Annotated in this window: 23 protein-coding genes and 1 pseudogene; 11 read left to right on the forward strand and 13 right to left on the reverse strand. The window is 70.7% G+C overall.

Annotation, left to right across the window (positions count from 1 at the left end; translation table 11 throughout):
* Positions 1 to 189: 189 nt before the first annotated feature.
* From IF88_RS0116440 to IF88_RS0116450, 3 genes are read left to right on the forward strand one after another with little or no spacing between them, the layout of a single operon-like run.
* Complete coding sequence (locus tag IF88_RS0116440) at positions 190 to 1,569, forward strand: MFS transporter (RefSeq protein ID WP_030711926.1); 1,380 nt, start codon at positions 190 to 192, stop codon at positions 1,567 to 1,569.
* A 35-nt stretch (positions 1,570 to 1,604) separates the two neighbouring features.
* Positions 1,605 to 2,354, forward strand: a complete 750-nt coding sequence (locus tag IF88_RS0116445; RefSeq protein WP_078892927.1) for a response regulator transcription factor — start codon at positions 1,605 to 1,607, stop codon at positions 2,352 to 2,354.
* On the forward strand, positions 2,351 to 3,772 hold the full coding sequence (locus IF88_RS0116450) for a sensor histidine kinase (protein WP_030711932.1): 1,422 nt from the start codon (positions 2,351 to 2,353) through the stop codon (positions 3,770 to 3,772). The genes IF88_RS0116445 and IF88_RS0116450 overlap by 4 nt, the downstream gene beginning before the upstream one ends.
* Positions 3,773 to 3,776: 4 nt before the next feature.
* Here IF88_RS0116450 and IF88_RS0116455 read toward each other — a convergent pair whose 3' ends face one another.
* A complete protein-coding gene (locus tag IF88_RS0116455; protein WP_037806089.1) occupies positions 3,777 to 4,745 on the reverse strand; it encodes a TAXI family TRAP transporter solute-binding subunit in 969 nt (322 codons plus the stop codon).
* Between the two features lie 73 nt (positions 4,746 to 4,818).
* On the opposite strand from IF88_RS0116455, the gene IF88_RS0116460 reads away from it, so the two are divergent.
* The 5 genes from IF88_RS0116460 (at position 4,819) to IF88_RS0116480 (ending at position 8,368) form a co-directional block, all read left to right on the forward strand.
* Positions 4,819 to 5,439, forward strand: coding sequence for a hypothetical protein (locus tag IF88_RS0116460; RefSeq protein ID WP_030711938.1), 621 nt, complete (start codon positions 4,819 to 4,821; stop codon positions 5,437 to 5,439).
* A 12-nt stretch (positions 5,440 to 5,451) separates the two neighbouring features.
* On the forward strand, positions 5,452 to 5,640 hold the full coding sequence (locus IF88_RS0116465) for a hypothetical protein (RefSeq protein ID WP_030711941.1): 189 nt from the start codon (positions 5,452 to 5,454) through the stop codon (positions 5,638 to 5,640).
* 251 nt (positions 5,641 to 5,891) lie between these two features.
* Complete coding sequence (locus IF88_RS0116470; RefSeq protein WP_030711944.1) at positions 5,892 to 6,164, forward strand: hypothetical protein; 273 nt, start codon at positions 5,892 to 5,894, stop codon at positions 6,162 to 6,164.
* Between the two features lie 289 nt (positions 6,165 to 6,453).
* A complete protein-coding gene (locus tag IF88_RS0116475) occupies positions 6,454 to 7,194 on the forward strand; it encodes a tRNA-dependent cyclodipeptide synthase (RefSeq protein ID WP_078892928.1) in 741 nt (246 codons plus the stop codon).
* The gene (locus IF88_RS0116480; RefSeq protein ID WP_030711949.1) at positions 7,184 to 8,368 is read left to right on the forward strand and encodes a cytochrome P450; all 1,185 of its coding nucleotides are present in this window, start codon (positions 7,184 to 7,186) and stop codon (positions 8,366 to 8,368) included. The genes IF88_RS0116475 and IF88_RS0116480 overlap by 11 nt, the downstream gene beginning before the upstream one ends.
* Positions 8,369 to 8,475: 107 nt before the next feature.
* Here IF88_RS0116480 and IF88_RS0116485 read toward each other — a convergent pair whose 3' ends face one another.
* The 9 genes and pseudogenes from IF88_RS0116485 to IF88_RS0116520 form a co-directional block, all read right to left on the reverse strand.
* Positions 8,476 to 10,878 carry an ATP-binding cassette domain-containing protein gene (locus IF88_RS0116485; RefSeq protein ID WP_030711952.1) on the reverse strand — a complete coding sequence of 801 codons (2,403 nt, stop codon included), beginning with the start codon at positions 10,876 to 10,878 and terminating at the stop codon, positions 8,476 to 8,478.
* 82 nt (positions 10,879 to 10,960) lie between these two features.
* The gene (locus IF88_RS0116490; RefSeq protein ID WP_030711955.1) at positions 10,961 to 11,374 is read right to left on the reverse strand and encodes a VOC family protein; all 414 of its coding nucleotides are present in this window, start codon (positions 11,372 to 11,374) and stop codon (positions 10,961 to 10,963) included.
* A gap of 10 nt (positions 11,375 to 11,384) precedes the next feature.
* A complete protein-coding gene (locus IF88_RS0116495) occupies positions 11,385 to 11,804 on the reverse strand; it encodes a helix-turn-helix domain-containing protein (protein ID WP_030711969.1) in 420 nt (139 codons plus the stop codon).
* Positions 11,801 to 12,151 (reverse strand): hypothetical protein, encoded by a 351-nt coding sequence (locus IF88_RS40380; protein ID WP_051837011.1) that lies wholly within the window; start codon positions 12,149 to 12,151, stop codon positions 11,801 to 11,803. The genes IF88_RS0116495 and IF88_RS40380 overlap by 4 nt, the downstream gene beginning before the upstream one ends.
* A 17-nt stretch (positions 12,152 to 12,168) precedes the next feature.
* Positions 12,169 to 12,471, reverse strand: a complete 303-nt coding sequence (locus IF88_RS42090) for a hypothetical protein (protein WP_051837013.1) — start codon at positions 12,469 to 12,471, stop codon at positions 12,169 to 12,171.
* 220 nt (positions 12,472 to 12,691) lie between these two features.
* A complete protein-coding gene (locus IF88_RS0116505) occupies positions 12,692 to 13,576 on the reverse strand; it encodes an AraC family transcriptional regulator (RefSeq protein WP_030711972.1) in 885 nt (294 codons plus the stop codon).
* A gap of 409 nt (positions 13,577 to 13,985) precedes the next feature.
* Positions 13,986 to 14,979, reverse strand: a pseudogene (locus IF88_RS40385) (phosphotransferase).
* 360 nt (positions 14,980 to 15,339) lie between these two features.
* Positions 15,340 to 15,561 (reverse strand): hypothetical protein, encoded by a 222-nt coding sequence (locus tag IF88_RS0116515; protein WP_030711975.1) that lies wholly within the window; start codon positions 15,559 to 15,561, stop codon positions 15,340 to 15,342.
* Positions 15,562 to 17,451: 1,890 nt separating this feature from the next.
* A complete protein-coding gene (locus tag IF88_RS0116520; protein WP_030711977.1) occupies positions 17,452 to 18,795 on the reverse strand; it encodes a pectate lyase family protein in 1,344 nt (447 codons plus the stop codon).
* Between the two features lie 487 nt (positions 18,796 to 19,282).
* Here IF88_RS0116520 and IF88_RS0116525 point away from each other — a divergent pair, with 487 nt between their 5' ends.
* The 3 genes from IF88_RS0116525 (at position 19,283) to IF88_RS0116535 (ending at position 21,091) form a co-directional block, all read left to right on the forward strand.
* Positions 19,283 to 19,849 carry a SigE family RNA polymerase sigma factor gene (locus IF88_RS0116525; protein ID WP_030711980.1) on the forward strand — a complete coding sequence of 189 codons (567 nt, stop codon included), beginning with the start codon at positions 19,283 to 19,285 and terminating at the stop codon, positions 19,847 to 19,849.
* Positions 19,846 to 20,718 (forward strand): hypothetical protein, encoded by an 873-nt coding sequence (locus IF88_RS0116530; RefSeq protein ID WP_030711983.1) that lies wholly within the window; start codon positions 19,846 to 19,848, stop codon positions 20,716 to 20,718. Before IF88_RS0116525 ends, IF88_RS0116530 begins: the two co-directional genes overlap by 4 nt.
* 136 nt (positions 20,719 to 20,854) lie before the next feature.
* Complete coding sequence (locus tag IF88_RS0116535) at positions 20,855 to 21,091, forward strand: hypothetical protein (RefSeq protein WP_158754409.1); 237 nt, start codon at positions 20,855 to 20,857, stop codon at positions 21,089 to 21,091.
* A gap of 99 nt (positions 21,092 to 21,190) precedes the next feature.
* Here the strand turns inward: IF88_RS0116535 and IF88_RS0116540 are convergent, their stop codons facing one another.
* The 3 genes from IF88_RS0116540 to IF88_RS46525 form a co-directional block, all read right to left on the reverse strand.
* Positions 21,191 to 21,748 (reverse strand): 2'-5' RNA ligase family protein, encoded by a 558-nt coding sequence (locus IF88_RS0116540; RefSeq protein ID WP_030711990.1) that lies wholly within the window; start codon positions 21,746 to 21,748, stop codon positions 21,191 to 21,193.
* A gap of 249 nt (positions 21,749 to 21,997) precedes the next feature.
* A complete protein-coding gene (locus IF88_RS0116545) occupies positions 21,998 to 22,429 on the reverse strand; it encodes a GNAT family N-acetyltransferase (protein WP_030711993.1) in 432 nt (143 codons plus the stop codon).
* A gap of 193 nt (positions 22,430 to 22,622) precedes the next feature.
* Complete coding sequence (locus IF88_RS46525; protein ID WP_030711996.1) at positions 22,623 to 23,579, reverse strand: hypothetical protein; 957 nt, start codon at positions 23,577 to 23,579, stop codon at positions 22,623 to 22,625.
* Positions 23,580 to 23,661: the final 82 nt, after the last annotated feature.

Below are 23,661 nucleotides of genomic sequence, written 5' to 3' on the forward strand. Positions count from 1 at the left end.
GTGCACATGACTGAGCCGTGAAATCCCCGCAGCCGAGCGGCTTTCTTAGCGGAACGTTAGATCTGCGTGCCGGAGCTTGTCCGGGTACGACGGCCGACGCATGCTCGGGACACTTCCCCGCCACCGGGGCATTCCTCCCACTCCCCTCGGGGACATCCGTCAGGAGCCGCCATGTCCGCGTCCGCCGTCATGCCCGCTTCACCGCCCGGGGACGAGCGCAAGAGGCGCCGTCTCGCCCTGGTCGGCGGGTCGCTCGGCAACCTCGTCGAGTGGTACGACTGGTTCGTCTACGCCAGCTTCGCGATCTACTTCGCCGACTCCTTCTTCCCCGGCGACAATCCGACCACGCAGCTGATGAACACGGCGGGCATCTTCGCCGTCGGCTTCCTGATGCGACCCGTCGGCGGATGGATCCTCGGCCGCGCCGCCGACCGGCACGGCCGCAAGAGCGCCCTCACCCTCACCGTCTCGATGATGTCGGTGGCCGCCCTGCTGATCGCCGTGGCCCCGACCTACGGGCAGGCCGGCTACTTCGGCGCCCTGGTGCTCCTGCTCGCGCGCCTGCTCCAGGGGATGAGCATCGGCGGCGAGTACGCGGCCAGCGCCACCTACCTGACCGAGGCGTCGGCCCGCAACCGGCGCGGCCTCGGCTCCTCCTTCCAGTACGTGTCGATGACCTGCGGCCAGCTGCTCGGCCTGGGGATCCTCATCACGATGCAACACACCCTCACCACCGCCCAGTTGGAGAGCTGGGGGTGGCGGATCCCCTTCGTCCTCGGGGCGTTGTTCGCGGTGGTCGTCTTCTGGCTGCGGCGCCGGCTCCAGGAGACCGACGCCTTCAAGGAGGACGCGGCCGGCGAGGACGCCCACGACGACAGCACCCGCGGCACGTTGAAGGCCCTGTGGCTCTACCGGCGGCAGGCGGGCCTGGTCATGGCGCTCACCCTCGGCGGCACCGTGGCCTACTACACGTACACCACCTACCTCACCAAGTACCTGGTCGGCAGCGCGGGCCTGCCGAAGACGACCGCCACCCTGGTCAGCTTCACCGCCCTGACGCTCTTCGCCGTGCTGCAGCCCTTCGCCGGGATGCTGTCCGACCGGATCGGCCGCCGCCCGCTCCTGATCACCTTCGCGGTGGGCTGCACCGTGGGTACGTACCCGATCATGACCGCGCTCGGATCGGCGTCCTCGTACTGGTCCGCGCTGGGCCTGTCCCTGCTGGCCCTGGTGATCATCACGGGGTACACCTCGATCAACGCCGCGGTGAAGGCCGAGCTGTTCCCGACCCGGGTGCGCGCCCTGGGCGTGGCGCTGCCGTACGCGATCGCCAACGCGCTCTTCGGCGGCACGGCGGAGTACGTGGCGCTGTGGTTCAAGAACAGCGGCCACGAGAAGATGTTCTTCTGGTACGTCTCCGGCTGCGCCCTCGTCTCCCTCGTGACGTACGTCCTGATGCCGGACACCCGCAACGCCGCACTCAGCCGTGCCGAGGCCGAGGCCGACTCCGGTGCCGGTGCCGGTGCCGGTGAAGCGCCGGAACGTCCGGCGGCGGCTCCCGTAAGCTGAGCCGACCGGGGTCACAGGTCGCGAGGGAAATGTCTATGCACGCGCTTCTCGTCGAGGACGACGACCGAATGGCACGGGCCCTCGGCACCGCCCTCGCCCAGCGCGGGCACACGGTGCGCCGGGTGGGCCGCGCCCTGGACGCCCTGCGGCACGTGCACGAGGCCGGGTTCGTCCTGCTGGACCTGGGCCTGCCCGACCTCGACGGGCTGGAACTGCTGAGGCGGCTGCGGACGGTCTGCGACGCGCCCCTGATCGTGGTGACCGCGCGCTGCGAGGAGCGCGACATCGTGCAGGGGCTGCGGGCGGGCGCCGACGACTACGTGGTCAAGCCGTTCCGGATGGCCGAGCTGATGGCCCGTATCGACACCGTACGCCGCCGGACCGACCCTCGGTCCGGCCGTGCGGGCGCCCACCCGGCCCACCCCGCCGACCCCGGCGGTGTCGGGGGCGCCGGAGGCCGGGCCTTGCCCGTGCGCACCGGGGACGTCGAGGTCGACCTGGCGGGCCGCACCGTCACGGTGGCGGGCGTCGAAGTGCGGCTGACCCGGCGCGAGTTCGACGTCCTCGCCTTCCTCGCCGCCCGCCCCGACGAGGTCCATTCCCGCGAGGTGATCCTGGACCGGATCTGGGGGGACGTCTTCCTCGCCGCCTCCCGCTCCCTGGACGTGCACGTGGCGGGCATCCGCGCCAAGACCGGCCGTTCCCACCTGGTGCGCACGGTCCGCGGGTTCGGCTACCAGCTCGGCTCCCCCACCGCACCCGCGGAAGGGGACGGCGCGCGATGAGGCGCAGGCTCCTCGCCGTGCTGATGGTGCTCATGGGGGCCGCGGCGCTGCTGCTCTGCGTCCCCCTGGCGGACGCCTACGCCCGCGGACGCACCGAGCACCTGCTGCTCCAACGGCGTTCGGAGGCCGTACGGTTCGCCGATCTCGCCGACCGGATGCGCACCGCCGCCGACCGGGCGGAGCTCTCGGCCGAGATCGGCCGGTACGCCGAGCTGTACGGAGCCGGCGTGGTGGTGGTCGACACGGCGGGCGAGACCATCGCGCGGGCCGGATCGGGGCCCGCGTCGCAGGCCGCCACGGACGCGGGCGCCGACGCCGACACCGCTTCGGGCGCCCCCTCCGCCGCGGTGGACGCCCGTCGCCGCGCCCTCACCGGCCGCTCCACCGACCGGCTGCCCACGCTGCGCCCGTGGGGCCCGAGGACCGTCGTCCTCGCCGAACCGGTCGGCCGGGACGAGCGGGTCAGCGGGGCCGTCCTGCTGGCCGTCCCCACCGACGCCGCCCGCCGGGACGTGGCGGTCCGCTGGTCGCTCATCGCCACCGGGGCGGTCGCCGCCTTCGCCGCGGCGGCCCTGGTCGCGGCGGGCATCGCGCGCTGGCTGATGCGCCCGCTCCTCGATCTGGACCGGGCGGTGGAGCGGTTGACCGCCGGCAGCCTCCGGGCACGGGCCGTGTCCGACACCGGCCCCCCGGAACTGCGGAATCTGCGGCAGCACTTCAACGCCATGGCGGAGGCGATGGCCGACTCCATAGGCCGCCAGCGCGACTTCGTCGCCGACGCCTCCCACCAGCTGCGCAATCCGCTCGCCACCCTCGTGCTGCAACTGGAGAACGTCGAACCGCACATCGTTCCCGGACCCGGCCTCGCCGAGCACTCCCGCGCCCTGGACGAGGCGGAGCGCCTGGAGGAACTCCTCGACGGCCTGCTGTCCCTCGCACGGGTGGAGTCCGGAACGGCGGAGCCGGGCCATCAGGACGTGGCACAGGCGGTACGGGACCGGGTGACGGCCTGGACCCCGGTCTTCCGCGCCGCGGGAGTGCACCTGACGGCCGCCGGCCCGCCGGAGGAACTGCCGGCGCGGGCGCTGCCCGATGCGGCGGGCCGCATCCTCGACTCGCTCCTCGACAACGCGGTCAAGTTCGTGCCGCGCGACGGCCGTGTCGAGGTGCTCGCCGCACGGGCGGACGACGGGAGCGCCGTCGTCCGGGTCGCCGACGACGGGCCGGGCGTGCCGGAGGACCAACTGGCCCTGCTGCTAAGGCGTTTCGCGCGCTCCCCCGAGCACCAGAACGTACGCGGCAGCGGACTGGGACTGGCCATCGCCGACGAACTCGCCCGCGGCAGTGGCGGCCGGCTGGAGGTCCGCGGAAACGTGCCGCACGGCCTGGTCGTCGAGCTGCGGCTGCCGGCGCGATGACGGCTCAGCCGTACACCGACCGGTAGTAGGCGACGGCCCCCGGATGGAGCGGCACCTCCCCGGTCGAGATCGCGAACCGGGGTTCCAGCCGCGCTCCTGCCGTGACCTCGCGCAGCAGATCGCGCCACTGCCGGAACACGACCTGGAGCAGGGCGCGGGCGGCGCCCTCCGGCAGGTCCGCGCGGGCCAGGAGGTAGTTGCCGACCCCGATGGTCGCCACCGGTTCCGTGAGCCCGTACACCCCGGCCGGCAGGGTGACCGCCGAATAGGCGGGGGCGTAGCGCTCCCGCAGCGCGCCCACGTAGCCGTCGAGCGGCAGGAAGCGCAGGGGCAGCTCGCGCGCCAGCCCCGACAGCGCCGGCGTGGGCACGCCACCGGACCAGAACAGCGCGTCGACCGTGCCCTCGCGCAGGGCCTCGACCGAGGCGGCGAGACCCAGGCTCCGGCCGCGGGCCGGCGCGGGGCCGTCGCCCAGCCCGGCCGCCCGCAGGACCCGTTCGGCCACCACCTGCACGCCCGAGCCCTCCGCGCCGGCCGCGACCGGACGCGCGGCGAGGTCCCCCACCGCGTGCACCGGCCCGTCCGCCGGGACGAGCAGGTGCGTGTAGTTCACGTAGACCCGGGCCAGCGCCGTCACGGCGGCCGGCCGGGAGAACGACTCGCGCCCCAGTACGGCGTCCTCGGCCACGTCGGCCATGGCCAGCGCCAGGTCCACGGAGCCGTCGTCCAGCTGCCGCAGGTTGTCCACGCTCGCCGCGGTGCTCACGGGCACGATCTCGAGCGGCCGGCCGCTCGCGCCGACGGCCTGGGCCAGGGCCTTCCCGAAGGCGTTGTACGGCCCGCCCTCCGGCCCCGTCGCGAGCCGCAGCCCGCGAACCGGACCGGCGTCCCCCGAGCACCCGGCCAGCGCCACGGCCAGCGCACCGACCCCGGCGGCCAGCACCTTTCGGCGGCTGCTCTCCCTGCTGGTCACGGCCCAAGCCTAAGGGCTGTCCCGCCGTGGTGGCGGAGGGCGGCTTCGCGGGCCGGCATGGCAGAGTCGTCCCATGGTCACTTCGATACGCGGGCCGCGCCGTCGCTGCGCCGCGGCCGCTCTTCTGCTGAGCGCTGCCCTGTCCCTGACCGGCTGCGGCGAGCGCCGCGGTACGGATGCGGCTCCCGGCGCCCCGGACCCGCTGCCGAGCACGAGCACGAGCGCAAGCGCGAGCCCCAGTGCCCCCGGCGCCTCCCCCTACGTGGAGCCCGGGGCCGGCGACGGCGCCCCGCACTACGGGGACAACAACGCCCACCGCCGCTCGGGCGAGATGTCCCCCGCCAGCGCCAAGGACGCGCGGAAGGAGGCCGACCGGATCGAGCCCGTGCTCAAGCGGCTCTGGGAGGCGGGCACATGGGACCTCCCGAGCGTGCGGGCGGCCCTGCAGCCGCTCGGATACGAGGAGGAGCGGACCGGGCCGAAGGGCGAACGGCTCGGCGGAACGATCAGCATCCGGGGGATGGAGCCGCGCTTCCAGGCCGACCACTACGTCACGCCCGAGGGCACCCGCGTCGGGCTGCGCGTCCACGACGACGCCTGCGTCACGGCGTTCGTGCAGAAGACCAACTACGAGGTCAAGACGAACGGCCCGTACATGGAGAGCGGCTGCTTCGAACCGCCCTTCGGCCACTGACGGGGCCGACTCGTGCGCTATCACCACGTCGGAGCCCAGTTCGCCTACCTCCTGGACGCCGCGGCCCTGGAGGGACGGCACTGGAACAACGACGGGGTCGTCGAGGACGTCGCCACGGGCGAGGACGTCCGCTCGGTGCGCGTCGGGGGCGGCGTCGCGTTCGTCGCGGAGGGCAGGCTACGCGAACTGCCGCCGGGGTGAGGACCCGGCGGCCGGGGAGCCGGGTGCCGGGGGCCGGGTGCCGGGCAGGGCTCGGCAACGGGCTTCCCGTTGAGCGTCAGGGCGGGCTCCCCGTCGCGCTACGCGAGCCGGCCGCCCGCGACCGCCAGAGCCCGGGGAAGAGTACGGCGGCGTGGGCCATTCAGGGCGACCGCCGTGTGTCGGCCCTCCATGGCGGGGCGGGGCTCCTACCTTCCGGGGGTGTACGTTCCGAATCTGCGAAAGGCATCGCCGTGAAGCGAACCGTCCGTACCACTTCCCGCGCCCTGGCCGTCCTCGCCGCCGGCACCCTGCTCGGCCTGTTCGCCGCCGCCGCGCCCGCGGCCGCCGACTCGGGCCCGACGTACGTGTTCGTCATCGGCAGCAACATCGTCCAGTCGGCCCAGGACGACATCTTCAACGCCGGACGCGACAACACGGTCGGCTCCCACAACGGGGAGACCGCGGCCACGTCCGTTTCGGCCTTCGAGTCCATGCCGATGGTCGACTGGGCGGAGACCTTCTGACCGAGGGGCCGACGGGACCACGGCCGACCTGCCGGCGCGTCCACGAAGCGCGAGGACAGGGGTCGGCCGCCGCCGCCCGGGTGGCTCCGTCCCCGACCGGATCGCCACCGGAGTTCGCCGACTCGGCACGAACTCGTCGCCAACTCTCCGCCACGGACAGCCCACACAAAAGATGCCCAAGTCAACCGTGTTGTCCGACAGGTGAGTTACCAACAGGAAGTGATGGAACGTCGCACAGAGTTGCGGTACCTTCCTTCACGTCGCCGCCACACCCGGGGCACAGGGCCCCATGGGACTTGCGGCGCAAAGGACCCGACACCTGTTGACGACAGCGACCGAAGTCTTCACAGTCCGGCCGTACACCCCTCACTGCCAGGTGATTAGCACCGAAGGCGACCATGCCGTCATTGGCATCTCCCCGGGGAACAGCTATTTCTCCGCCCAGCGCGTTCTCGACCTCGCCCAATGGGGGATGCGCAACTTCGAGCAGGTCGACCTCATTTACACCGACCTGCACGTGGCAGAGATGTACGAGGCCCTCGGCTACGGCGAGGACGAGGCCCGACGCAAGGCGGTCAAGAACCTGCGTGGCGTTCGCGCCAAGGTGAACAACGCCGCCGCAGAAGCCGACCCCACCGGCACCCGCCTGCGCGCCCGGCCGATGTCCTCCCTCACCGACATCCCGGCCTACCGCGCTCTGCACAGCCACCTGAACAGCCTGCTCGACAACGACCCGGACTTCCGCAAGACCTGCAACTCCCTGGTCGACTCATTCCTCTCCTCCAAGGTCCTGGACGGGAAGTCCGCCACGACCCGGCAGCGGGAGGTGTGCCTCGAGTACGTCTGTGCCGAGGCGCCGCTCTTCCTCGACACGCCGGCCATCCTCGGCGTGCCGTCCTCGCTCAACTGCTACCACCAGCTCCTGCCGATGGCGGAACTGCTCTACTCCCGCGGTTCGGGTCTGCGCGCCTCGCGCAACCAGGGCCACGCCATCATCACGCCCGCCGAAGGACACCCCGATGCCCACTGACACCCTGCTCGACTTCCCGTTCTCCGCGCGCGGCGACCAACTCCCCAGCGAGATCGAGGCACTCCGCAACGAGCCCGTGAAGCGGGTCCGCACGATCGCCGGTGACGAGGCCTGGCTCGTCTCCTCCTATGAACTGTGCAAGCAGGTCCTGGAGGACCCCCGGTTCAGCCTGAAGGACACGTCGGCCCCCGGCGTGCCCCGCCAGTACGCCCTGACGATCCCGCCCGAGGTCGTCAACAACATGGGCAACATCACCGGAGCAGGTCTCCGCAAGGCCGTCCTCAAGGCGATCAACCCCAAGACCGACGGCCTCGTCGACTGGATGCGCGCCGAGGCCAACGCCCTCGTCGACAGCCTGCTGGCCTACGGCGCGCCGGTCGACCTGCGCGGCCAGTTCGCCAACCCGTACGCCGAGCGCCTCCACTGCCGGATCCTCGGGATCCCGGAGGCCGACGCCCCGCGCCTGGCCGCCAGCCTCGACATCGCCTTCATGAACTCGGCCTGCCCCGTCACCGGTGCCAAGCTCAACTGGGACCGGGACATGGCCTACATGGTCGAGCGCCTGGACGACCCCGCCACCACCGGGCTCATGTCCGAACTCGCCGCCCTGCGCAACGACCCGGACTACGCCCACCTGACGGACGAGATGCTGGCCACGGTCGGCGTCACGCTGTTCGGTGCCGGTGTCATCTCCACCATGGGCTTCCTGACGATGGCGCTCGTCTCCCTCATCCAGCACCCCGAGGTGTGGGAGCAGCTGCGCGAGGCGCCGGAGAAGATCCCGGCCGCCGTGGACGAACTCCTGCGCATCAACCTCTCCATCGCCGACGGGCTGCCCCGCCTGGCCCTGGAGGACGTCACCCTCGGCGACGTCGAGGTGAAGAAGGGCGAGCTGCTGCTGGTCCTGGTCGAGGCCGCCAACACCGACCCGGCCGTGTACCCGGACCCGCACGTCGTGGACATCGACCGCGCCAACGCCGGCACGCACCTCTCCTTCGGCGGCGGGCAGCACTACTGCCCCGCCACCGCCCTCGGCAAGCGGCACACCGAGATCGCCGTCGAGGTCCTGCTGGAGAAGATGCCCAACCTCCAGCTCGCCGTCCCCGTCGACCAGTTGGTCTGGCGGACCCGCTTCATGAAGCGCCTGCCGGAACGCCTGCCCGTGCTCTGGTAGCCACACCTGCGCGTGCGCGCGTACGCAGACCGCCCCGGCCGGAACATCCGGCCGGGGCGGTCCCCGTGGCGGCTCGCGTGCGGCGCCGTGGTCGGCGTGCGGCCGGGTCAGGCGCCGACGTACGCCGCGAGGTGCTCGCCGGTGAGGGTGGAGCGCTTGGCCACCAGGTCGGCGGGAGTGCCCTCGAAGACGATCTTGCCGCCGTCGTGGCCGGCTCCGGGGCCGAGGTCGATGATCCAGTCGGCGTGCGCCATGACCGCCTGGTGGTGCTCGATCACGATCACCGACTTGCCGGAGTCCACGAGCCGGTCGAGCAGGCCGAGCAGGTGCTCGACGTCGGCGAGGTGGAGGCCGGTGGTCGGCTCGTCGAGGACGTAGACGCCGCCCTTCTCCGACATGTGGGTGGCCAGCTTGAGCCGCTGCCGCTCGCCGCCGGACAGCGTGGTGAGCGGCTGGCCGAGGGTGAGGTACCCGAGGCCCACGTCGGCGAGCCGGTCGAGGATCTTGTGCGCGGCCGGCGTGTGCGCCTCGCCGGCGCCGAAGAACTCCTCGGCCTCGCTGACGGACATCGCGAGGACCTCGCTGATGTCGCGGCCGCCGAGCCGGTATTCGAGCACCTCCGCCTGGAACCGCTTGCCCTCGCAGTCCTCGCAGGGGGTGGCGACGCCCGCCATCATCGCCAGGTCGGTGTAGATGACCCCGGCGCCGTTGCACGTGGGGCAGGCGCCCTCGGAGTTGGCGCTGAACAGGGCCGGCTTCACCCCGTTGACCTTCGCGAAGGCCTTGCGGATCGGGTCGAGCAGTCCGGTGTAGGTCGCCGGGTTGCTGCGCCTGGAACCGCGGATCGGCGTCTGGTCGACCGACACCACCTGCTCGCGCGCCGGGATCGAGCCGTGGACGAGGGAGCTCTTGCCGGAGCCGGCGACACCCGTGATGACGACCAGCGTCCCGAGCGGGATGTCGACGTCGACGTCCCGCAGGTTGTTCGCCGTCGCGCCGCGGATCTCCAGCGTGCCGGAGGGCTCGCGCACCGTCTCCTTGAGCGTGGCGCGGTCGTCGAGGTGGCGGCCGGTGATCGTGTCACCGGCCCGCAGGCCCTCGACGGTGCCCTCGAAGCAGACGGTGCCGCCCGCCGTGCCGGCGCCCGGGCCGAGGTCGACGACGTGGTCGGCGATGGCGATCGCCTCGGGCTTGTGCTCCACGACGAGCACCGTGTTGCCCTTGTCCCGCAGCCGCAGCAGCAGGTCGTTCATCCGCTGGATGTCGTGGGGGTGCAGGCCGATGGTGGGCTCGTCGAAGACGTAGGTGACGTCGGTGAGCGCGGAGCCGAGGTGGCGGATCATCTTCACGCGCTGCGCCTCGCCGCCCGACAGGGTGCCCGCGGGCCGGTCGAGGGCGAGGTAGCCGAGGCCGATCTCGACGAAGGAGTCGAGGGTCTGCTGCAGGGCGGCGAGCAGCGGCGCCACCGAGGGTTCCTTGAGGGCGCGGACCCACTCGGCGAGGTCCCTGATCTCCATCGCGCAGGCGTCGGCGATGCTGATCCGCTTGAGCTTCGAGGACCGGGCCCCTTCGCTGAGCCGGGTGCCGTCGCACTCGGGGCAGGTGGTGAAGGTGACGGCCCGCTCGACGAACGCCCGGATGTGGGGCTGCATCGCTTCCTTGTCCTTGGACAGGAACGACTTCTGGATCTTCGGGATCAGCCCCTCGTAGGTGAGGTTGACGCCGTTGACCTTCACCTTGGTCGGCTCGCGGTAGAGGAAGTCCTGCATCTCCTTCTTGGTGTACCGGCGGATCGGCTTGTTCGGGTCGAGGAAGCCCGATTCGGCGTAGATCCCCACGGTCCACACGTTGTCCGACTTCCAGCCGGGGATGGTGAACGCGCCCTCGGCGATGGACTTGGAGTCGTCGTAGAGCTGGGTGAGGTCGATGTCGGAGACCTTGCCGCGGCCCTCACAGTGCGTGCACATGCCGCCGGTGCGGTTGTAGGTCGCCTTCACCGTCTTGGTCTTGGCGGCGCCGCGTTCGACGGTGATGCCCCCGCTCGCCCGGACCGTGGCGGTGTTGAAGGAGTACGCGCTGGGCGGGCCGATGTGCGGCTTCCCGAGCCGGCTGAAGAGGATCCGCAGCATCGCGTTGGCATCGGTGGCGGTGCCGACCGTGGACCGGGGGTCGGCGCCCATCCGCTGCTGGTCGACGGTGATCACGGTCGTCAGCCCGTCGAGGACGTCGACCTCGGGGCGGGCGAGCGTGGGCATGAAGCCCTGGACGAAGCTGCTGTACGTCTCGTTGATCAGCCGCTGCGACTCCGCGGCGATGGTGTTGAACACGAGCGAGCTCTTGCCCGAGCCGGAGACCCCGGTGAACACCGTCAGCCGGCGCTTCGGGATCTCGATGCTGACGTCCTTGAGGTTGTTCTCGCGCGCGCCGTGCACGCGGATCACGTCGTGGCTGTCGGCACCGTGCGGCGCGGACGACCGCGCCCCCGTCCCCGTCCCCGTGGCCTTGCTCATCGTGTCTCCGTCGTTCGGGCGGGGACCGCGTGTGTGCGGTCCCCGTCGGTTTCGCTGTTGCGGACTGTGCTGCGGACTGTCTCTACCGCTTGGGCTGGTTGAAGCGGAGCATGTTGCCGGCCGGGTCGCGGAAGGCGCAGTCGCGGACCCCGTACGGCTGGTCGATCGGCTCCTGCAGCACCTCCCCGCCCGCTGCCTGGATGCGCTCGAAGGTGGCGTCGACGTCGTCGGTGGAGAAGATCACGCCCCGCAGCATGCCCTTGGCCAGCAGCTCTGCCATCTGCTGCTTGTCCGTCGGGGAGGCGTTGGGGTTGGCGAGGGGCGGTTCGAGGACGATCTCCACGTCGGGCTGCTCGGGTGAGCCCACGGTCACCCAGCGCATCCCCTCGAACCCGACGTCGTTGCGCACCTCCATGCCGAGGACGTCGCGGTAGAACGCGAGCGCCTTGTCGTGGTCGTCGACTGCGATGAAGCACTGTGAGAGCTTGATGGTCATGCCTCCGACGCTACGAGGCGGCGGCCGATTCCGCTTCTCCGTTCCTGATCGGTCGCGTATGAATTTTCGCGATGCACGCCGGGATCGCCGCACCAGCCTCGTGGCGGCGGGCCCGGTACGCGCTCGGGCTCTCGCCGACCAGCTCCGTGAAGCGCGAGCTGAACGACCCGAGCGAGGTGCACCCGACCTCGAAGCAGACCTCCGTGACGCTGAGGTCACCCCGCCTCAGCAGCGCCTTCGCCCGCTCGACGCGGCGGGTCATGAGGTAGCTGTACGGGGTCTCCCCGAAGGCGGCGCGGAAGCTGCGGGAGAAGTGCCCGGGCGACATGAGCGCGACATTGGCCAGGGCGGGGACGTCCAGCGGCTGCGCGTAGTCGCGGTCCATCGTGTCCCGCGCGCGACGCAGGCGTACCAGGTCCTCCAAGGTCATGCACCCAGCATCGCACGGGCGCGGCCGGGGCGGTGGGCGCCTGGGGGAACTCGCTGGGACACCCCCAGCCGCCCGGCGGCCGTCTCGTCGGTGAGCCCGCTGGCCAGCAGGGTGAGCAGTTCGCGTTCCTGGGCGGTGAGCCCGGTGTCCTCGTCCCTGGCCTGCCGCGCGCCGAGTGGCAGCGCGACCGCCCACACCTGCTCGAAGGGCGTCGACAGCGCGGTCACCGCCCCGGCCGCATGGAGGAGGACGGCCCCGCGGCGGGTGTCCGACGGGTCCAGCGGGACCAGCGCACTGGCACCGTCGATGAGGATCATCCGCAGGGGCAGGGTGGGAACCGTGCGCACCTCGCCCCCGGACGCCGTCAGCCAGCGGGCGTACTCGAGCGTCGGCGCGCTGTTGCGGACGCTCCCAGGCAGACCGTTCTGGGCTCCACCCCGCGGAGCAGGGTCTGGGCGTCGTTGTGCCGGGCCGCCTCGATGGACGCCGGGGAGTGGCCGCTGCCCGGCATGCACGTACAGACCGAGGTGGTGGCCTTGTCGGCGATCTGCTCCAGTCGGCTCTGGATGGCGTCCATGCCGATGAGGCGCTCGCTGTCCGTCTCGTCGCCCCCGGCTTCGCCCGTGCCCCCGCCCCCGCTCGCGGGCTCGGCGAAGTCGGCGAGCATGCGGGTGACCGCGACGTGGGTCTCGTCCAGTTCCCGTCGGCGCTGTTCGAGTTCGTCCTGCCGACGGCGGAACAGGAGCTGGAGCCCCAGTCTGGAGCCCCAGTTCGGGGTGGATCGCCCGCCATCCTCCGGGCCGGCCCGCCGACCTGCGCAGAAGGGAGAGCTCGGCCAGCATCGCGGAGCTCCTTCCCCACGTCGGCAACGTCGTAGGAATCGGGGTTCAGGCGTCGTCCGGCAGCAGCAGGCTGGTCACCCGGCCCGCCACCCGGTCCAGCGCCGAGCCGGGCGGCAGTCCGCCCCGGTGGGCCGCGAACCGTGACGGGGTGAGGCCGGTCATCGCCTTGAACTCGCGGATGCAGTGGGCCTGGTCGTGGAAGCCGCCGAAGGCCGCCACCTTGGCCCCGTCCAGGCCGAGCGACTGGAGGCGCAGCGCCCGCTGGAGCCGGGCCACCCTGGCGACGGCCTTCGGCGCCAGCCCCACCTGCTGCCCGAAGCAGGCGCGCAGATGGCGGGGGCTCCAGCCGACCTCGCTGGAGATCCTGCTGAGGGCCTCCGGCCGGCTGTCCGCGTGCAACCGCCGCAGGGCCTCGCCGACTTCGGGCGAGACCGTGCCGCCCTTGTCCCGGCAGGAGAGGAACACGGCGTCGAGGAGGGCGAACCTGTCGGCCCAGGAATCGGCCTGCCGGAGCTGCTCTACGAGGAGGGCGGCGGTCCGGCCGAGCAGGTCGGACAAGTCGACGAAGGCCTCCGTGAAGTACCTCATGGGTATCCCGAAGGTCCGGTAGGCGCCGAGCGGGGAGAAGGTCACCTCGATGCCGTGCAGACCTCCGGCGTGCTCGCCGCGCGTCGCGGTGGTGCGCAGCCCTGAGAGGAAGGACGAGGCGCCCTGTGGCGGTCCACCGGCGGTGAGGCTGAGACCGCCCGCGAGGGCGATGACCACCGTCACCACGCCGTCGGGGACTTCGAGCCGGGACCGGGGCCTGCCTTCCGGCAGCCGGTAGCCGTGGTACGCGATGATCTGACCCCGCAGGGCCGCTCCAGGGCGCGACCTGATGCTCTCGGCACCTCCGGCGGCGGGCTCCGGGGCGCGAACGATCGAGACCATGCCTACCCCCCGTCAGGGCGCCTACGGTCCGGACGGCCACCAGGATGCATCAGCCGGGGCCGGATCCACAGGCGGGTCTCGGCACATTGCCGGGTGGGCGGGGCAATTGGCCGGTTCCGAGCGGTGACACCAAGCTCTCGGGGGTACTTGCTCCCACCCTTCGCCCCTTCCACCGGTCCGTGCCGGGCGGAAGGCTGTTCACGGGAAACGGGGCGAGCCGCCGGAAGAGAAACGCTCCGAATCCCGAGACTCCGTATTCCGGATTTCAGAATCGAGGTATTCCCATGATCTGGGACTGACCGACCCGACCGGTTCGCCCTGGCCCACGTCAGCCCACCCCCGGCCCCTCCGCCAGCACTTCGCGGATCACGTGCCGGGCGTTGAGCGCCATCGTCCGGTTCGTCCTCCGCTAGTACGGCAGCGCGATCAGCGCCTGCGAGAGGGTCCGCCCGCGGCCCCGTCTCCAGGTCGCGTCGTCCACGCCGAGCTCTTCGCGGAAGACCTCCCGCGCTCCGGCCGGCGGCAGGTTCCACGCCGGGAACAGATCGCGCGCCGGGTCCCCCGTCCCCATGCACCCGAAGTCGATCACCGCGGCCAGCCTGCCACCGTCCACGAGCAGATTGCCCGGCATCAGGTCGGCGTGCAGCCACACCGGCGGCCCGTCCCCCCTCCGGGGCCCGCAGCGCGTCCTCCCACACGGCGGCCGCCGCATCGCAGTCGACGCCCTCCTGCGGGATCCCGCGCAGTTCCTCGATCGCCGCCCGGGTGGACGCGTCGAGCGAAGCCACCGGCCCGCCGCGGTGGGCGCGCGGCGCCCCCGGCAGGGTGATGCCGCGCATCGCCGCCACGAACCCGGCCAGGTCCCGGGCCAGCGGCACCGGTTCGCCCAGCGCGCCCGCCTCCGGGTTCTCCCCCGTCAGCCACCGGCACACCGCCCACCCCCACGGATACCCTTCGGCGGGCTCCCCGGCCCCGAGCACCTCGGGGACGGTCGTGGGCAGCGCGGGTGCGAGGCGCGGCAGCCACTCCCGTTCCGTGGACACGTCCTCGGCTCCGCCCTCCGTCAACGGCAGCCGTACGGCCATGTCCTCGCCCAGCCGGTACATGGCGTTGACCGTGCTGCCCGACGGGAACCGCTCCACCGGCAGCCCCGCCCACTGCGGGAAATGCCCGGCGACCAGCCGCCGTACGAGGTCGTCGTCGACGGGGCGCCGACCCACACTCCCGGACGGACTGACCACGAAGGGTGCCGCGTGATCGGCGTTGTTCTGCATCAGCGTGGCGACTCGAGATAGCGGGCTGGTCCTTGGCCGGGCCGGCCGGACCTTCCGCCGCGCCCTGGCCGAAACACGGAAAACCGCAATTGCGCCTGCTGGGGCTCCGCCGGTGATTGTCAACGGCATCGGCTGCTCGGGAGCGGCTCCGGCCTCGTGCACTCGCCCGGCCCGGCGCCCGTAGTCACCCCGGCCGGGCGGAGGGGGTGGACTTGCCGCGCGTCCAGGAGCGCAGGGAGCGGGTGCTGATGCCCTGTTCGGCCAGCGCCTCGCGGCCGGCTGGGCTGTCGAGGTAGCGCAGGCGGGCGGCCAGGCCACGGCGGGACGTGACCGGCGAGGCGATGCCCGAGGCGTGCGTGGGGTGCTGCTTGTGTCAGAAGTCCTCGCGCAGGTCGTCGTGCTCGTCGCGGCGCCGCTCCCCCTCCTCCGGGCGCTGGCCTCCGCGGGACCGCCCCGCCCAGGAGCATCACGTGCCCGGTGTCCGGCTGGTCAGATGTCGCCGGTCCACACGTCGGGGCCGCCGCCCTCCCACCGGATCGGCCCCTCCTCGGACAGGTCCACATCCTCCAGGCCGACCCGGCGCAGGAACTCCGACACCCCGGGCGTGAAGGCCCGGCCGAGGTCCGTGCCCACACCGAGGGCGTGCACGGTGACCTTGTGCCCACACTGCGACGACACGGGATGAATCACGATCTCCGTCTGACGCGCCATACGCACCAGCGTGCGATGTCCCCGCTGGCACGGCATCCGGAGCGGAGCTCGCTTCCGCACGCTGACCAGTAATGAAGGGGCCCCGCACGTCGCCCGAGAGCACCATGATGTGACGCCTTCTCAGAAATGCTGAGAAAAAGGGAGTTTGGGGAGCATGCGCCGGGTCAAACGCGTTGGTGTCGGAGGCCTTGCCTTGGGGGTGGGCTTCCGGAGCGGGCCCCGCCCCCGTGACGCCCCTTCCCCCCGGCGTCATGGGGCAGGCCCGCACGTACGACGGGCTGCCGCCCGGATCCGTACGGCACCCGGACACCTCGTACTCCCCCGGCCTCCTCCCCGGCCGGGACCCCAGGGGCCGTCCGGCGAACCCCCGGCGCCGGCGCTCAGACCGCCGCCCCCGGGCAACGGATCCGACGGCAGCAGCCCGAGGCACGATCAGTCGCCGAGCCAGACGACGTCCAGGACGGACAGGTGCCGAAGCGGACGGTTGGCGACGTAGATGACGGACAGGCGGCCGGCGGACGCGATCCGGGGTCTTGGCCTTCGGGGTCGTCGGGGTCCCACTGGCGGAAGCCCCACGGGTCGGCCGCGGCAGCGTCGAGCAGGTCCCAGACCGTCTCTTCCGCGTGCTCGGGGAGTTCGGCGACGACCTTCGCGGCCGGTGTCGAGAGGCGGACCGCACACGGGGTCAGGCTCACAGGCGCCGCGGGCCGCGAAGCAGCTCGGCCATGCCCACGAACCCCGTCTCGTCGGGGCGATACCACCGGGCCGACCCATCCGTCAGTACGAGACGTCGATGTAGTCGATGTCGGTGAGTTCGACTTCGAGGTGGTCGGCGGGGGTTCGCCGTCCTTGAAGTAGATGTCCTGGAGGCCTTCGGCGACGATCGCGCGCAGTCCCGCGTCTGAGGCACCTTGTTGCTGGGCGTGGAAGAGGCGTTGCGCGTACGCGGGCGGGAGGTGCACGGTTCCGCTCGTGCCGGGCGAGCACGGCCTCAGCCCGCGTCCTAGCGAACGCCGACGCGGCCTGGCCGATCGGGGGCTTCAGAAGGGCGAGGTCAAAGCGCGCTCCGGGGGTCAGGTCACGGTGCCCGCGTTCCGGTGGCAAGGGGCTCGCGGGGTCGGAGAGCCTGCTCCACTCCGCCGCCCGACGCATGCCGGTGTCGGGCATGGTCATCTCCAGGATCCAGAATGCCCGGTCGCGTCTGATCGGTGACGGCTGGGAGAGGGCGAGAGCATCGGCCAGGCCCGGCACGCCAGGCTCGCGCCCCATAGGACGACCGGGCAAAGCGGCGTTGTCGGCGAGAGTGCGCCGCTGCAGCGCGTTGTTCGCCATAGGCGCCCGCCGGCTGCCGTCACGCCGGACTCCGCTGCTTCACGCCCCTGCTCAAGGCCCTCCCCATCGGTGAGGCGGGCGGACAGCGGCGACTTCCGGATCCGACGAGAACGGAGAGGGGGAAGCGTGTCGCCCTGCGGTTGTCGTGAAGTGGTTCGACCCTGACCGGGGCATTGATCTCATCAGCCAGGAGGGCGCCGGACCGGACGTCCGGGCGGAAGCCTCGGCCATCCATGGAATGGATGGCCGTCTGCGCCCGGGCGAGGTAGTCCTCTTCAATGTCACCCTGGACACTACGGGCCGACAACATCCACCGTCCGGTCCGCAGCGAGACCCAGCCCCCCCAACCCATCGCACACGGTGACCCTGCGCAGGGGAGTCTTCCGTCCCTGGCCGGGCGGGTACGGAGGGGATGTCAGACTTTTGTGCTGCGTGAGTCGACTCCCGCAGCTTCGGGCAGCATCTCGGGGCCCCTCACAGTCCGTGGCGCGGCGGACCGCGCGGCGCGGTACGCGAGGGCCGGGGGCTCGTGGTCTCCCGGCCCTCGCGTGTCGGGTGCTACTTGAGCACGCCCGCCCCCGTCGTCGTCGCCAGCGACGCCGGAAGGTTGCTCGCCGAGGCCTCCAGGCCCGTCGTGAGGGTCGGGGTCCAGTTGACCGTGGTCTTCAGGTCCTTGGACGAGGCGGCGTTGTAGGCGGCGACGAGGTCGGTCACCGTGCCGTTGACGAGGTTGCCGGAGCCCTTGACCGAGCCGGTGCCGTCACCGCTGAGGAGCTTGGCGGCCTTCGCGCCGGACGGCAGCTTCCAGTAGTTGTTCTCCGCGACGACCTGAGCCTTGGCGCGGGAGTTGATGCTGTACTGCGGTGTGTAGCCGTTGAGGGGTGTGACGTCGTAGTAGTTGTTGTAGATGTGGATCTGGCCGATGCGGGCCAGCGGGGCGCGCTGCATGATGCCCTTCCACACGTTGTGGTGGATGGAGACGCGCAGCTTGCCGACGCTGTCGGTGTCGCTGCTGCCGATCAGCATCGTCTTGTCGTGGTTGGTGAACTGGTTGCGCGAGACGGTCACCAGGTCGGATCCCTTGGTGATGTCGAGGGCGCCGTCGTGGATCTGGTACTCGCGGCCGAAGTACTTCGGGTTGGCGCTGTCGAAGTGCGGCGCGTCGGTGAACGTGTTGTGGTCCGCCCACACGTGGGTCGCGCCGCGCAGGGACACCGAGTCGTAGTTGGAGTTCCAGTTGCCGTCGTCGCCGTCGGTCGGGTCCCACTGCGGGAAGCAGTCCTCAGTGGCGGCGAAGGTCAGGTTGCGGACGATGACGTTGTCCACGCTCTGAATCTGCAGCATGGCCCCGGTGAGGCCCGCGTTCGTGCCAGAGACGCCCATAATTGTCGTGTTGGCGGGGACCTTGAAGACAATGTTCGTGCCCTGCTTGGCCTGAGCGGCGGCGCGTGCCGTCTCCTGCGTGCCGGAGGGCAGCTTGGAGCGGCCGTAGGTGGCCGGGTCGTAGGCCTTGAGGTAGGCCGACAGTGAGTAGCCGGTACCGAGGGCGTAGTCGGCGCAGGTCAGCTTCTTTCCGCTGTCATCGGTGTTGGCGTCGATCATGCCGTTGATCTTGATGACGCGGGGCGTGGTGTCGGAGACCGAGCCCAGGGCCTTCACGAGCTGGGCACGGGTGGAGACGGTGAAGGTGTGGGCGGCGTCGGCCTTCGTGCCACCGGTGGTCCCCGTGCCGGAGGACGCCCAGCCGTCCTTCGCGGTGAGCGTCTGGTGGTACAGGTCGACGGTCCCGGCGTTGGCGTTCATCACGACAACACCAGAGCCGACGCATGCGGCCACGACAGCCACGCAAATGACGGCGGCACGACGGGAGCGGAGGGACCGGCGGTGAGAGCGAGCAGCCACGAGGCTTCCTTTACGGGGGAGGAACGGGGTTACGCCCTGTCAGTGGCCGCCGACCCGTGAAAGGTTGCCGCGTGCGGGGGATCTTTTTTTGCAGGCCAGGTCAGCAACCGAACCTCATTCGGGACGAAGAGGTCGTGGGTACACATCCCGCCACCCCGAGACCCGATGAAGCAGGTGGAGGTCAGCTACCGAAGGGGGCTACCTCTGTCCCTGTATGCACGTCCAAGACGCCGTCCGCGTCCCGGTCCGATCGCGCATCGATTCGGCCGATCGTCTTGACGGCTGCGGGCGCCCCCTGCCCGTCCGTGCTGGGACCTCTGCCCGCCGATCGAGACCGGGAGTGCCGTCAGGTAGCAGGCGTTGCTGACCAAGCGCTTGCTCACTGCTACTCTTGCGGCTCTCGTCCGGACATTCACATGTCGCAGACATGACACGCACAGGCACCCCGTTCCGGGGGCCCCGAGGTCGCTGCGAGGAGACATCGCCCGTGGCCACAGTCGTCGATGACGCCGCCTCAGTGGAGTTCCACGCCTTCTTCGAGCGGCACCACGCCGAATTGGCCCGCCTCGCGCACCTGTTGACCGGCGAGGCAGATGCCGCCGACGACCTGGCCGCGGATGCGCTGCTCGCGCTGTGGCACCGCTGGGACCGGATGCGGGCGAGCGAGCAGCCGGTGGCGTACGCGCGGGGCGTGGTCGCCAATCTGGCCCGGATGCGGATACGCAGCGCGGTGCGCGAGCGGCGGCGTGTGGCGCTGTTCTGGGCGCAGCGGGAGGAGAAGACAGAGAATCCGGACGTGGCCGGGATGGTCGATGTACAAGGGGCGCTGCGCAGGCTGCCATTCCGGAAGCGAGCGTGTGTCGTGCTGCGCCATGCGTTCGACCTGTCCGAGAAGGACACGGCGATGGCCCTCGGCGTGTCGGTCGGTACGGTGAAGAGCCAGACGTCGAAGGGGATGGCCGAGCTGCAGCGGCTGCTCGGTACACAGGACGCTCCGCGTAAGGTGCACGCGGCGATGGCGCGTACCGGGAATGCCGGAGGATGGGACCGATGACCATGCGGCGGGACGTGGACGGCGAGCTGCGCGCCCGGCTGCACGAGGCGGCCGGGGCGCACCGGCCCGACCGCGCGCGGATCCTGGCACAGCTCGAACGCGGCATGGCGCAGGTGGACCTGCCCCGCTCCCGTGCGGCCCGCCCTCCCCGGTTGGGCTGGGTGCGCGCGGCGGGCGTCGCCGCGGCGGTCGCGGGGATCCTCGCCGCCGGCGGCTACGGCGTGGCCTCCGTGGTGAACGACGAGCCGCCGCAGCAGACGGTCGCGGTCCCGCCGACGCAAGCCCCCACCTCCACCTCCACGCCCACCCCGTCGACGGACGCGACGCGGCGGGTGCCCTCGCTGGTGGACCCCACCCCGAGCACCTCCCGCGAGTCCCGCGAGTCCCGCGAGTCCCGCGAGTCCCGCGAGTCCCGCGAGCCGAGCGTCTCCCCGCGGCGTACGCCCGAGGCCGGCGCGCCCGCCGCCGGTGAGCAGGACGGGCCGCTGTGGTCGGACGGCTCCGTGGACCCGCACGGCAACGACTTCTGGGCACAGAGCAACGTCACCCTCAAGACCCGCGAGGAACTGACCGCGCTGTCCGTCGAGTTGCGGATCGCCCAGACCGGCAGGGTCACCTCCACCGGTGCGTGGCGGTCACTGCCCGAGGCCGACTTCACACTGACGATCGCCGAGAAGGACGGCTACCTCGTGCACACCTGGGTGCTCAAGCAGGGGCGTACGGTCCCGGCCGGCGAGTGGATCTTCGCCGGGCAGTACAACCACGCCCGCGGCGGCCGGGACGCCCGGGACGACCGCTACGCGGCCACCGCCCGGACGCGGCGCGAACAGCTCGCCGTGTCGGGCGACTTCGCCCGGCACGACGACTGACCGGCACAACGCCTCCGCGGACGGCGGCAGCCACTCCGCCGGATCCTGGTCGGCCTTGCTCCGGGATCTGAATCAGCTCGGGGGCAGCGTCAGCTGGTTCAACAAAATCAACGGGGAGGTGAAGGTGCTACCCGTCATGCTGCACCCCAGCCGTACCTGCGATGCCCAGGGCACGCCGCCCCTGGGCATGCGGGTGGTCACCCCTGCCAAGTTCGAGCTGCTGCGAGAAGCCGTCACCAAATTCGCCCACGCTCTCGCCGCCAACCCAGGTAGTTGGGCGGACGAACAGGCCGTCTCCGTCCAGCTGACCCAGCACAAGCTCACGGGGAACCTCTTCAACACCTACTCCGAGGCCGCGCGCACCACCGCCTGAGGGCCGACCTTCCTCGCCTGCTGACGGGGAACTGATCGACCTCGGCAAGGGGGGCGGATTGCGACATTCGGTACGGCAGCCTCACCAGCCGCGACGAGCTCATCGACAAGATTTACCTCGGCCGCGCAGGGGAAAGGCCGCCTGTTCATGCCAGGACTCGCCGTCGCAAACCAAGAGCTGAACCGCCGAAACGTGGGCGGTGACCGGCAAACGGCCGGTGAGGGCGGCCTCGGCCTCGTCGAATACGCTCGGCTCCTGACCATGGGCCACCGTCAGGTGCGGGATGACCTCGGCGAACCGGCCCCCATAGGGCGGGACCTCCGGCCATCGTTCGCAGACGGCTTGAGTAAGAGCCCGCAGCGGACCTTCCGGTGTCGGCATCAGGAAGAGCACGTCGGGGAACCGCCCGAAGCCCTCGAACCGAACGTCGAAGGCGCAGTGGGCACCCACGAGTGATTCGAGCGCGCCGAGCACGTCGGCATCGATGCGGCCGTGGTCCAGAAATGGATAGAGAAGCGTCACGTGCGCCGGAAGCCTGGCTCCGGCCGAGGAGTCGAACCGCTGGCGCCATCCGCCCACGAGCGGCTCGGCTTCGGGCACCTTGACCAACAGCACCGTTTCACCTGCCTGATACAGGCCCGACTGGTCTTCCGGCATGCATGTCCCTCCCTGATCCCGGCCGATCTCATAGGACCACACGCCGAAGAGCGTCGCAGCATGTTGGGACGAGTCGGCGGACCGGTGTTCTGGATCCCGGTGAATTGGCCCGCAAGGCTTTTGACGCGGCTGATGGGCGCGGCTTCCCCCCGCGCACCGCATTGCGGCGGCCCGTACCGCCTGTGTTGGTCCGGTCTCGCGTTCCCCGGGTTGCGGCTGGAGGCCCGTTTGGCCGAGGTGCTTGGGGGCTCACTGCTCCCCGAGTGTCATCCACTTCTCCGGTTTCTCCAGTGATGCGAAGCCCACCTTGGCGTAGACCGCGTGCGCGTCCGCCGTGGCCAGCAGGATTCGACGCAGGCCGTAAGGATAAAGATGGTCCCGGACCGCAGTGGCCAGAGCGGTTCCCAGGCCCTTTCCACGTGCGCCGCGTGCGATGTAGACGTCGCACAACCAAGCGAAGGTGGCCGCATCAGTGACAACACGGGCATAGCCAACCTGGGCACCTGAGGCGCTGTCGTAGACGCCGAAGTTGAGGGAACAGGAGATCGCCAGGTCCTGCTTTTCCCTGGATCGACCAACGGCCCAGTAGGAGTCCTGTGACAGCCACTGGTGGATCAGCGCAGGATCGAGGCGCGCCGGGTCCGTGGATATTTCATATTCGGCAGGAAGTGCGGTGTTCACGAGCGAATGAATCCAATCTACGAAGCCGACCCCCGCGCGGTCCCGTCCTGAGGGAGATCGCATCGGCTTCGGCGGCTAGGTATTTGAGCATCGGTCTTCTTATCCGGGACGAGATGCGACTCCCGTGCATCGTGCCAGTGTTCTCACGTACGGGCACGCGATTTCCCGGCCTGAGGGTCCGAACCTGCGGCGCTCAGGCCGCCTGGCGCCGTCTGGCACGTTCGGCTGCTTTGGTGTAGCGCTGCACAGCGTCTCCTGATGTCGACCACGGCCACGACGTCACCACGCCTCCGAGAGCTTGGAAGACGGCTGTCGCTTCGGAAAAGCGCTCCGCCTCCACCAGCGCGTAGGCAAGTGTGTTCAGGTCGGCGAGGGCGGAGGCCCGCTGCAGGAACCCGGGGCTGAGACAGAGCCGGAATGCCTGCTCCAGCGCTGCGGCCTCCCATGGCTGCGCCCATGCGGAGTGGGAGAACAAGGCCTGCACGCCACCGCCCTGGAGCAGCTTCACGTAACGCCGCACCACCGCTGTCAGCTCGAGGCCCGCGGTGGGCGCATCGGGAGGCGTACGAGCCCGAACCATCTCGATGAATTCCATCCACTGGAGGTGCGAACCGCATTCATCGGGCGAGAGATAATCAAGCATTTCCACGTACGCGTAGCGGTTCCAGGGGTCTCGTTCGACCACCTCGTTCCACACGCCGACAATTTCCGGAAGAGGTCGCCGAAGCAGACGATACAAAGCTACCAACAGAACCCACGGCGTGGGGTCCTCGGGATTATCCGCCGCCACCCGGCTACACGACCTCACGATCGCCGCCGCATCCGATATCGAACCGTTGAGCCGGCCTCGGACGACATCCACCCAAGCCTTGAAAAGGAGCGCCTCTCCGTCGTTCGGCTGGCGCCTCAGCCACTGTTCGGACAACTGACCGCCGGCTACGACGGGCCCCAGAATCGCCAGACGATGCGCTTTCCTGTCCCAGTCTCTTTGTGCGTCGGCAGCCTTTACAACCGCTGCGATGGCGCCCACTTGAATATCGATCATGTTCGGTGTCGGCAGCCGAACGAGCAGCCTCAAAGCCTTTCCCAGTTCCTGGTCATCGAGCTCGGGGAGCAAACGCGGCTTTGGCCGACGGGAGATAATAGACACGCGCGCATCTTATGCCGTCCGCCATGGATCACGACCGCCGTCTCCCAACCGTTATCATGTAAATATCCTTCCGCGGGGTAAC

This window comes from Streptomyces sp. NRRL F-2580 (assembly GCF_000720115.1).
GTDB lineage: Bacteria > Actinomycetota > Actinomycetes > Streptomycetales > Streptomycetaceae > Streptomyces.

Bases quoted from the DNA above. Each gene is read 5' to 3' on its own strand.
- IF88_RS0116440 (WP_030711926.1), top strand. From the start codon at position 190: ATGCCCGCTTCACCGCCCGGGGACGAGCGCAAGAGGCGCCGTCTCGCC.
- IF88_RS0116445 (WP_078892927.1), top strand. From the start codon at position 1,605: ATGCACGCGCTTCTCGTCGAGGACGACGACCGAATGGCACGGGCCCTC.
- IF88_RS0116450 (WP_030711932.1), top strand. From the start codon at position 2,351: ATGAGGCGCAGGCTCCTCGCCGTGCTGATGGTGCTCATGGGGGCCGCG.
- IF88_RS0116460 (WP_030711938.1), top strand. From the start codon at position 4,819: ATGGTCACTTCGATACGCGGGCCGCGCCGTCGCTGCGCCGCGGCCGCT.
- IF88_RS0116475 (WP_078892928.1), top strand. From the start codon at position 6,454: ATGGGACTTGCGGCGCAAAGGACCCGACACCTGTTGACGACAGCGACC.
- IF88_RS0116480 (WP_030711949.1), top strand. From the start codon at position 7,184: ATGCCCACTGACACCCTGCTCGACTTCCCGTTCTCCGCGCGCGGCGAC.
- IF88_RS0116485 (WP_030711952.1), bottom strand. From the start codon at position 10,878: ATGAGCAAGGCCACGGGGACGGGGACGGGGGCGCGGTCGTCCGCGCCG.
- IF88_RS0116490 (WP_030711955.1), bottom strand. From the start codon at position 11,374: ATGACCATCAAGCTCTCACAGTGCTTCATCGCAGTCGACGACCACGAC.
- IF88_RS0116495 (WP_030711969.1), bottom strand. From the start codon at position 11,804: ATGACCTTGGAGGACCTGGTACGCCTGCGTCGCGCGCGGGACACGATG.
- IF88_RS42090 (WP_051837013.1), bottom strand. From the start codon at position 12,471: ATGCTCGCCGACTTCGCCGAGCCCGCGAGCGGGGGCGGGGGCACGGGC.
- IF88_RS0116505 (WP_030711972.1), bottom strand. From the start codon at position 13,576: ATGGTCTCGATCGTTCGCGCCCCGGAGCCCGCCGCCGGAGGTGCCGAG.
- IF88_RS0116515 (WP_030711975.1), bottom strand. From the start codon at position 15,561: ATGGCGCGTCAGACGGAGATCGTGATTCATCCCGTGTCGTCGCAGTGT.
- IF88_RS0116530 (WP_030711983.1), top strand. From the start codon at position 19,846: ATGACCATGCGGCGGGACGTGGACGGCGAGCTGCGCGCCCGGCTGCAC.
- IF88_RS0116535 (WP_158754409.1), top strand. From the start codon at position 20,855: ATGCTGCACCCCAGCCGTACCTGCGATGCCCAGGGCACGCCGCCCCTG.
- IF88_RS0116540 (WP_030711990.1), bottom strand. From the start codon at position 21,748: ATGCCGGAAGACCAGTCGGGCCTGTATCAGGCAGGTGAAACGGTGCTG.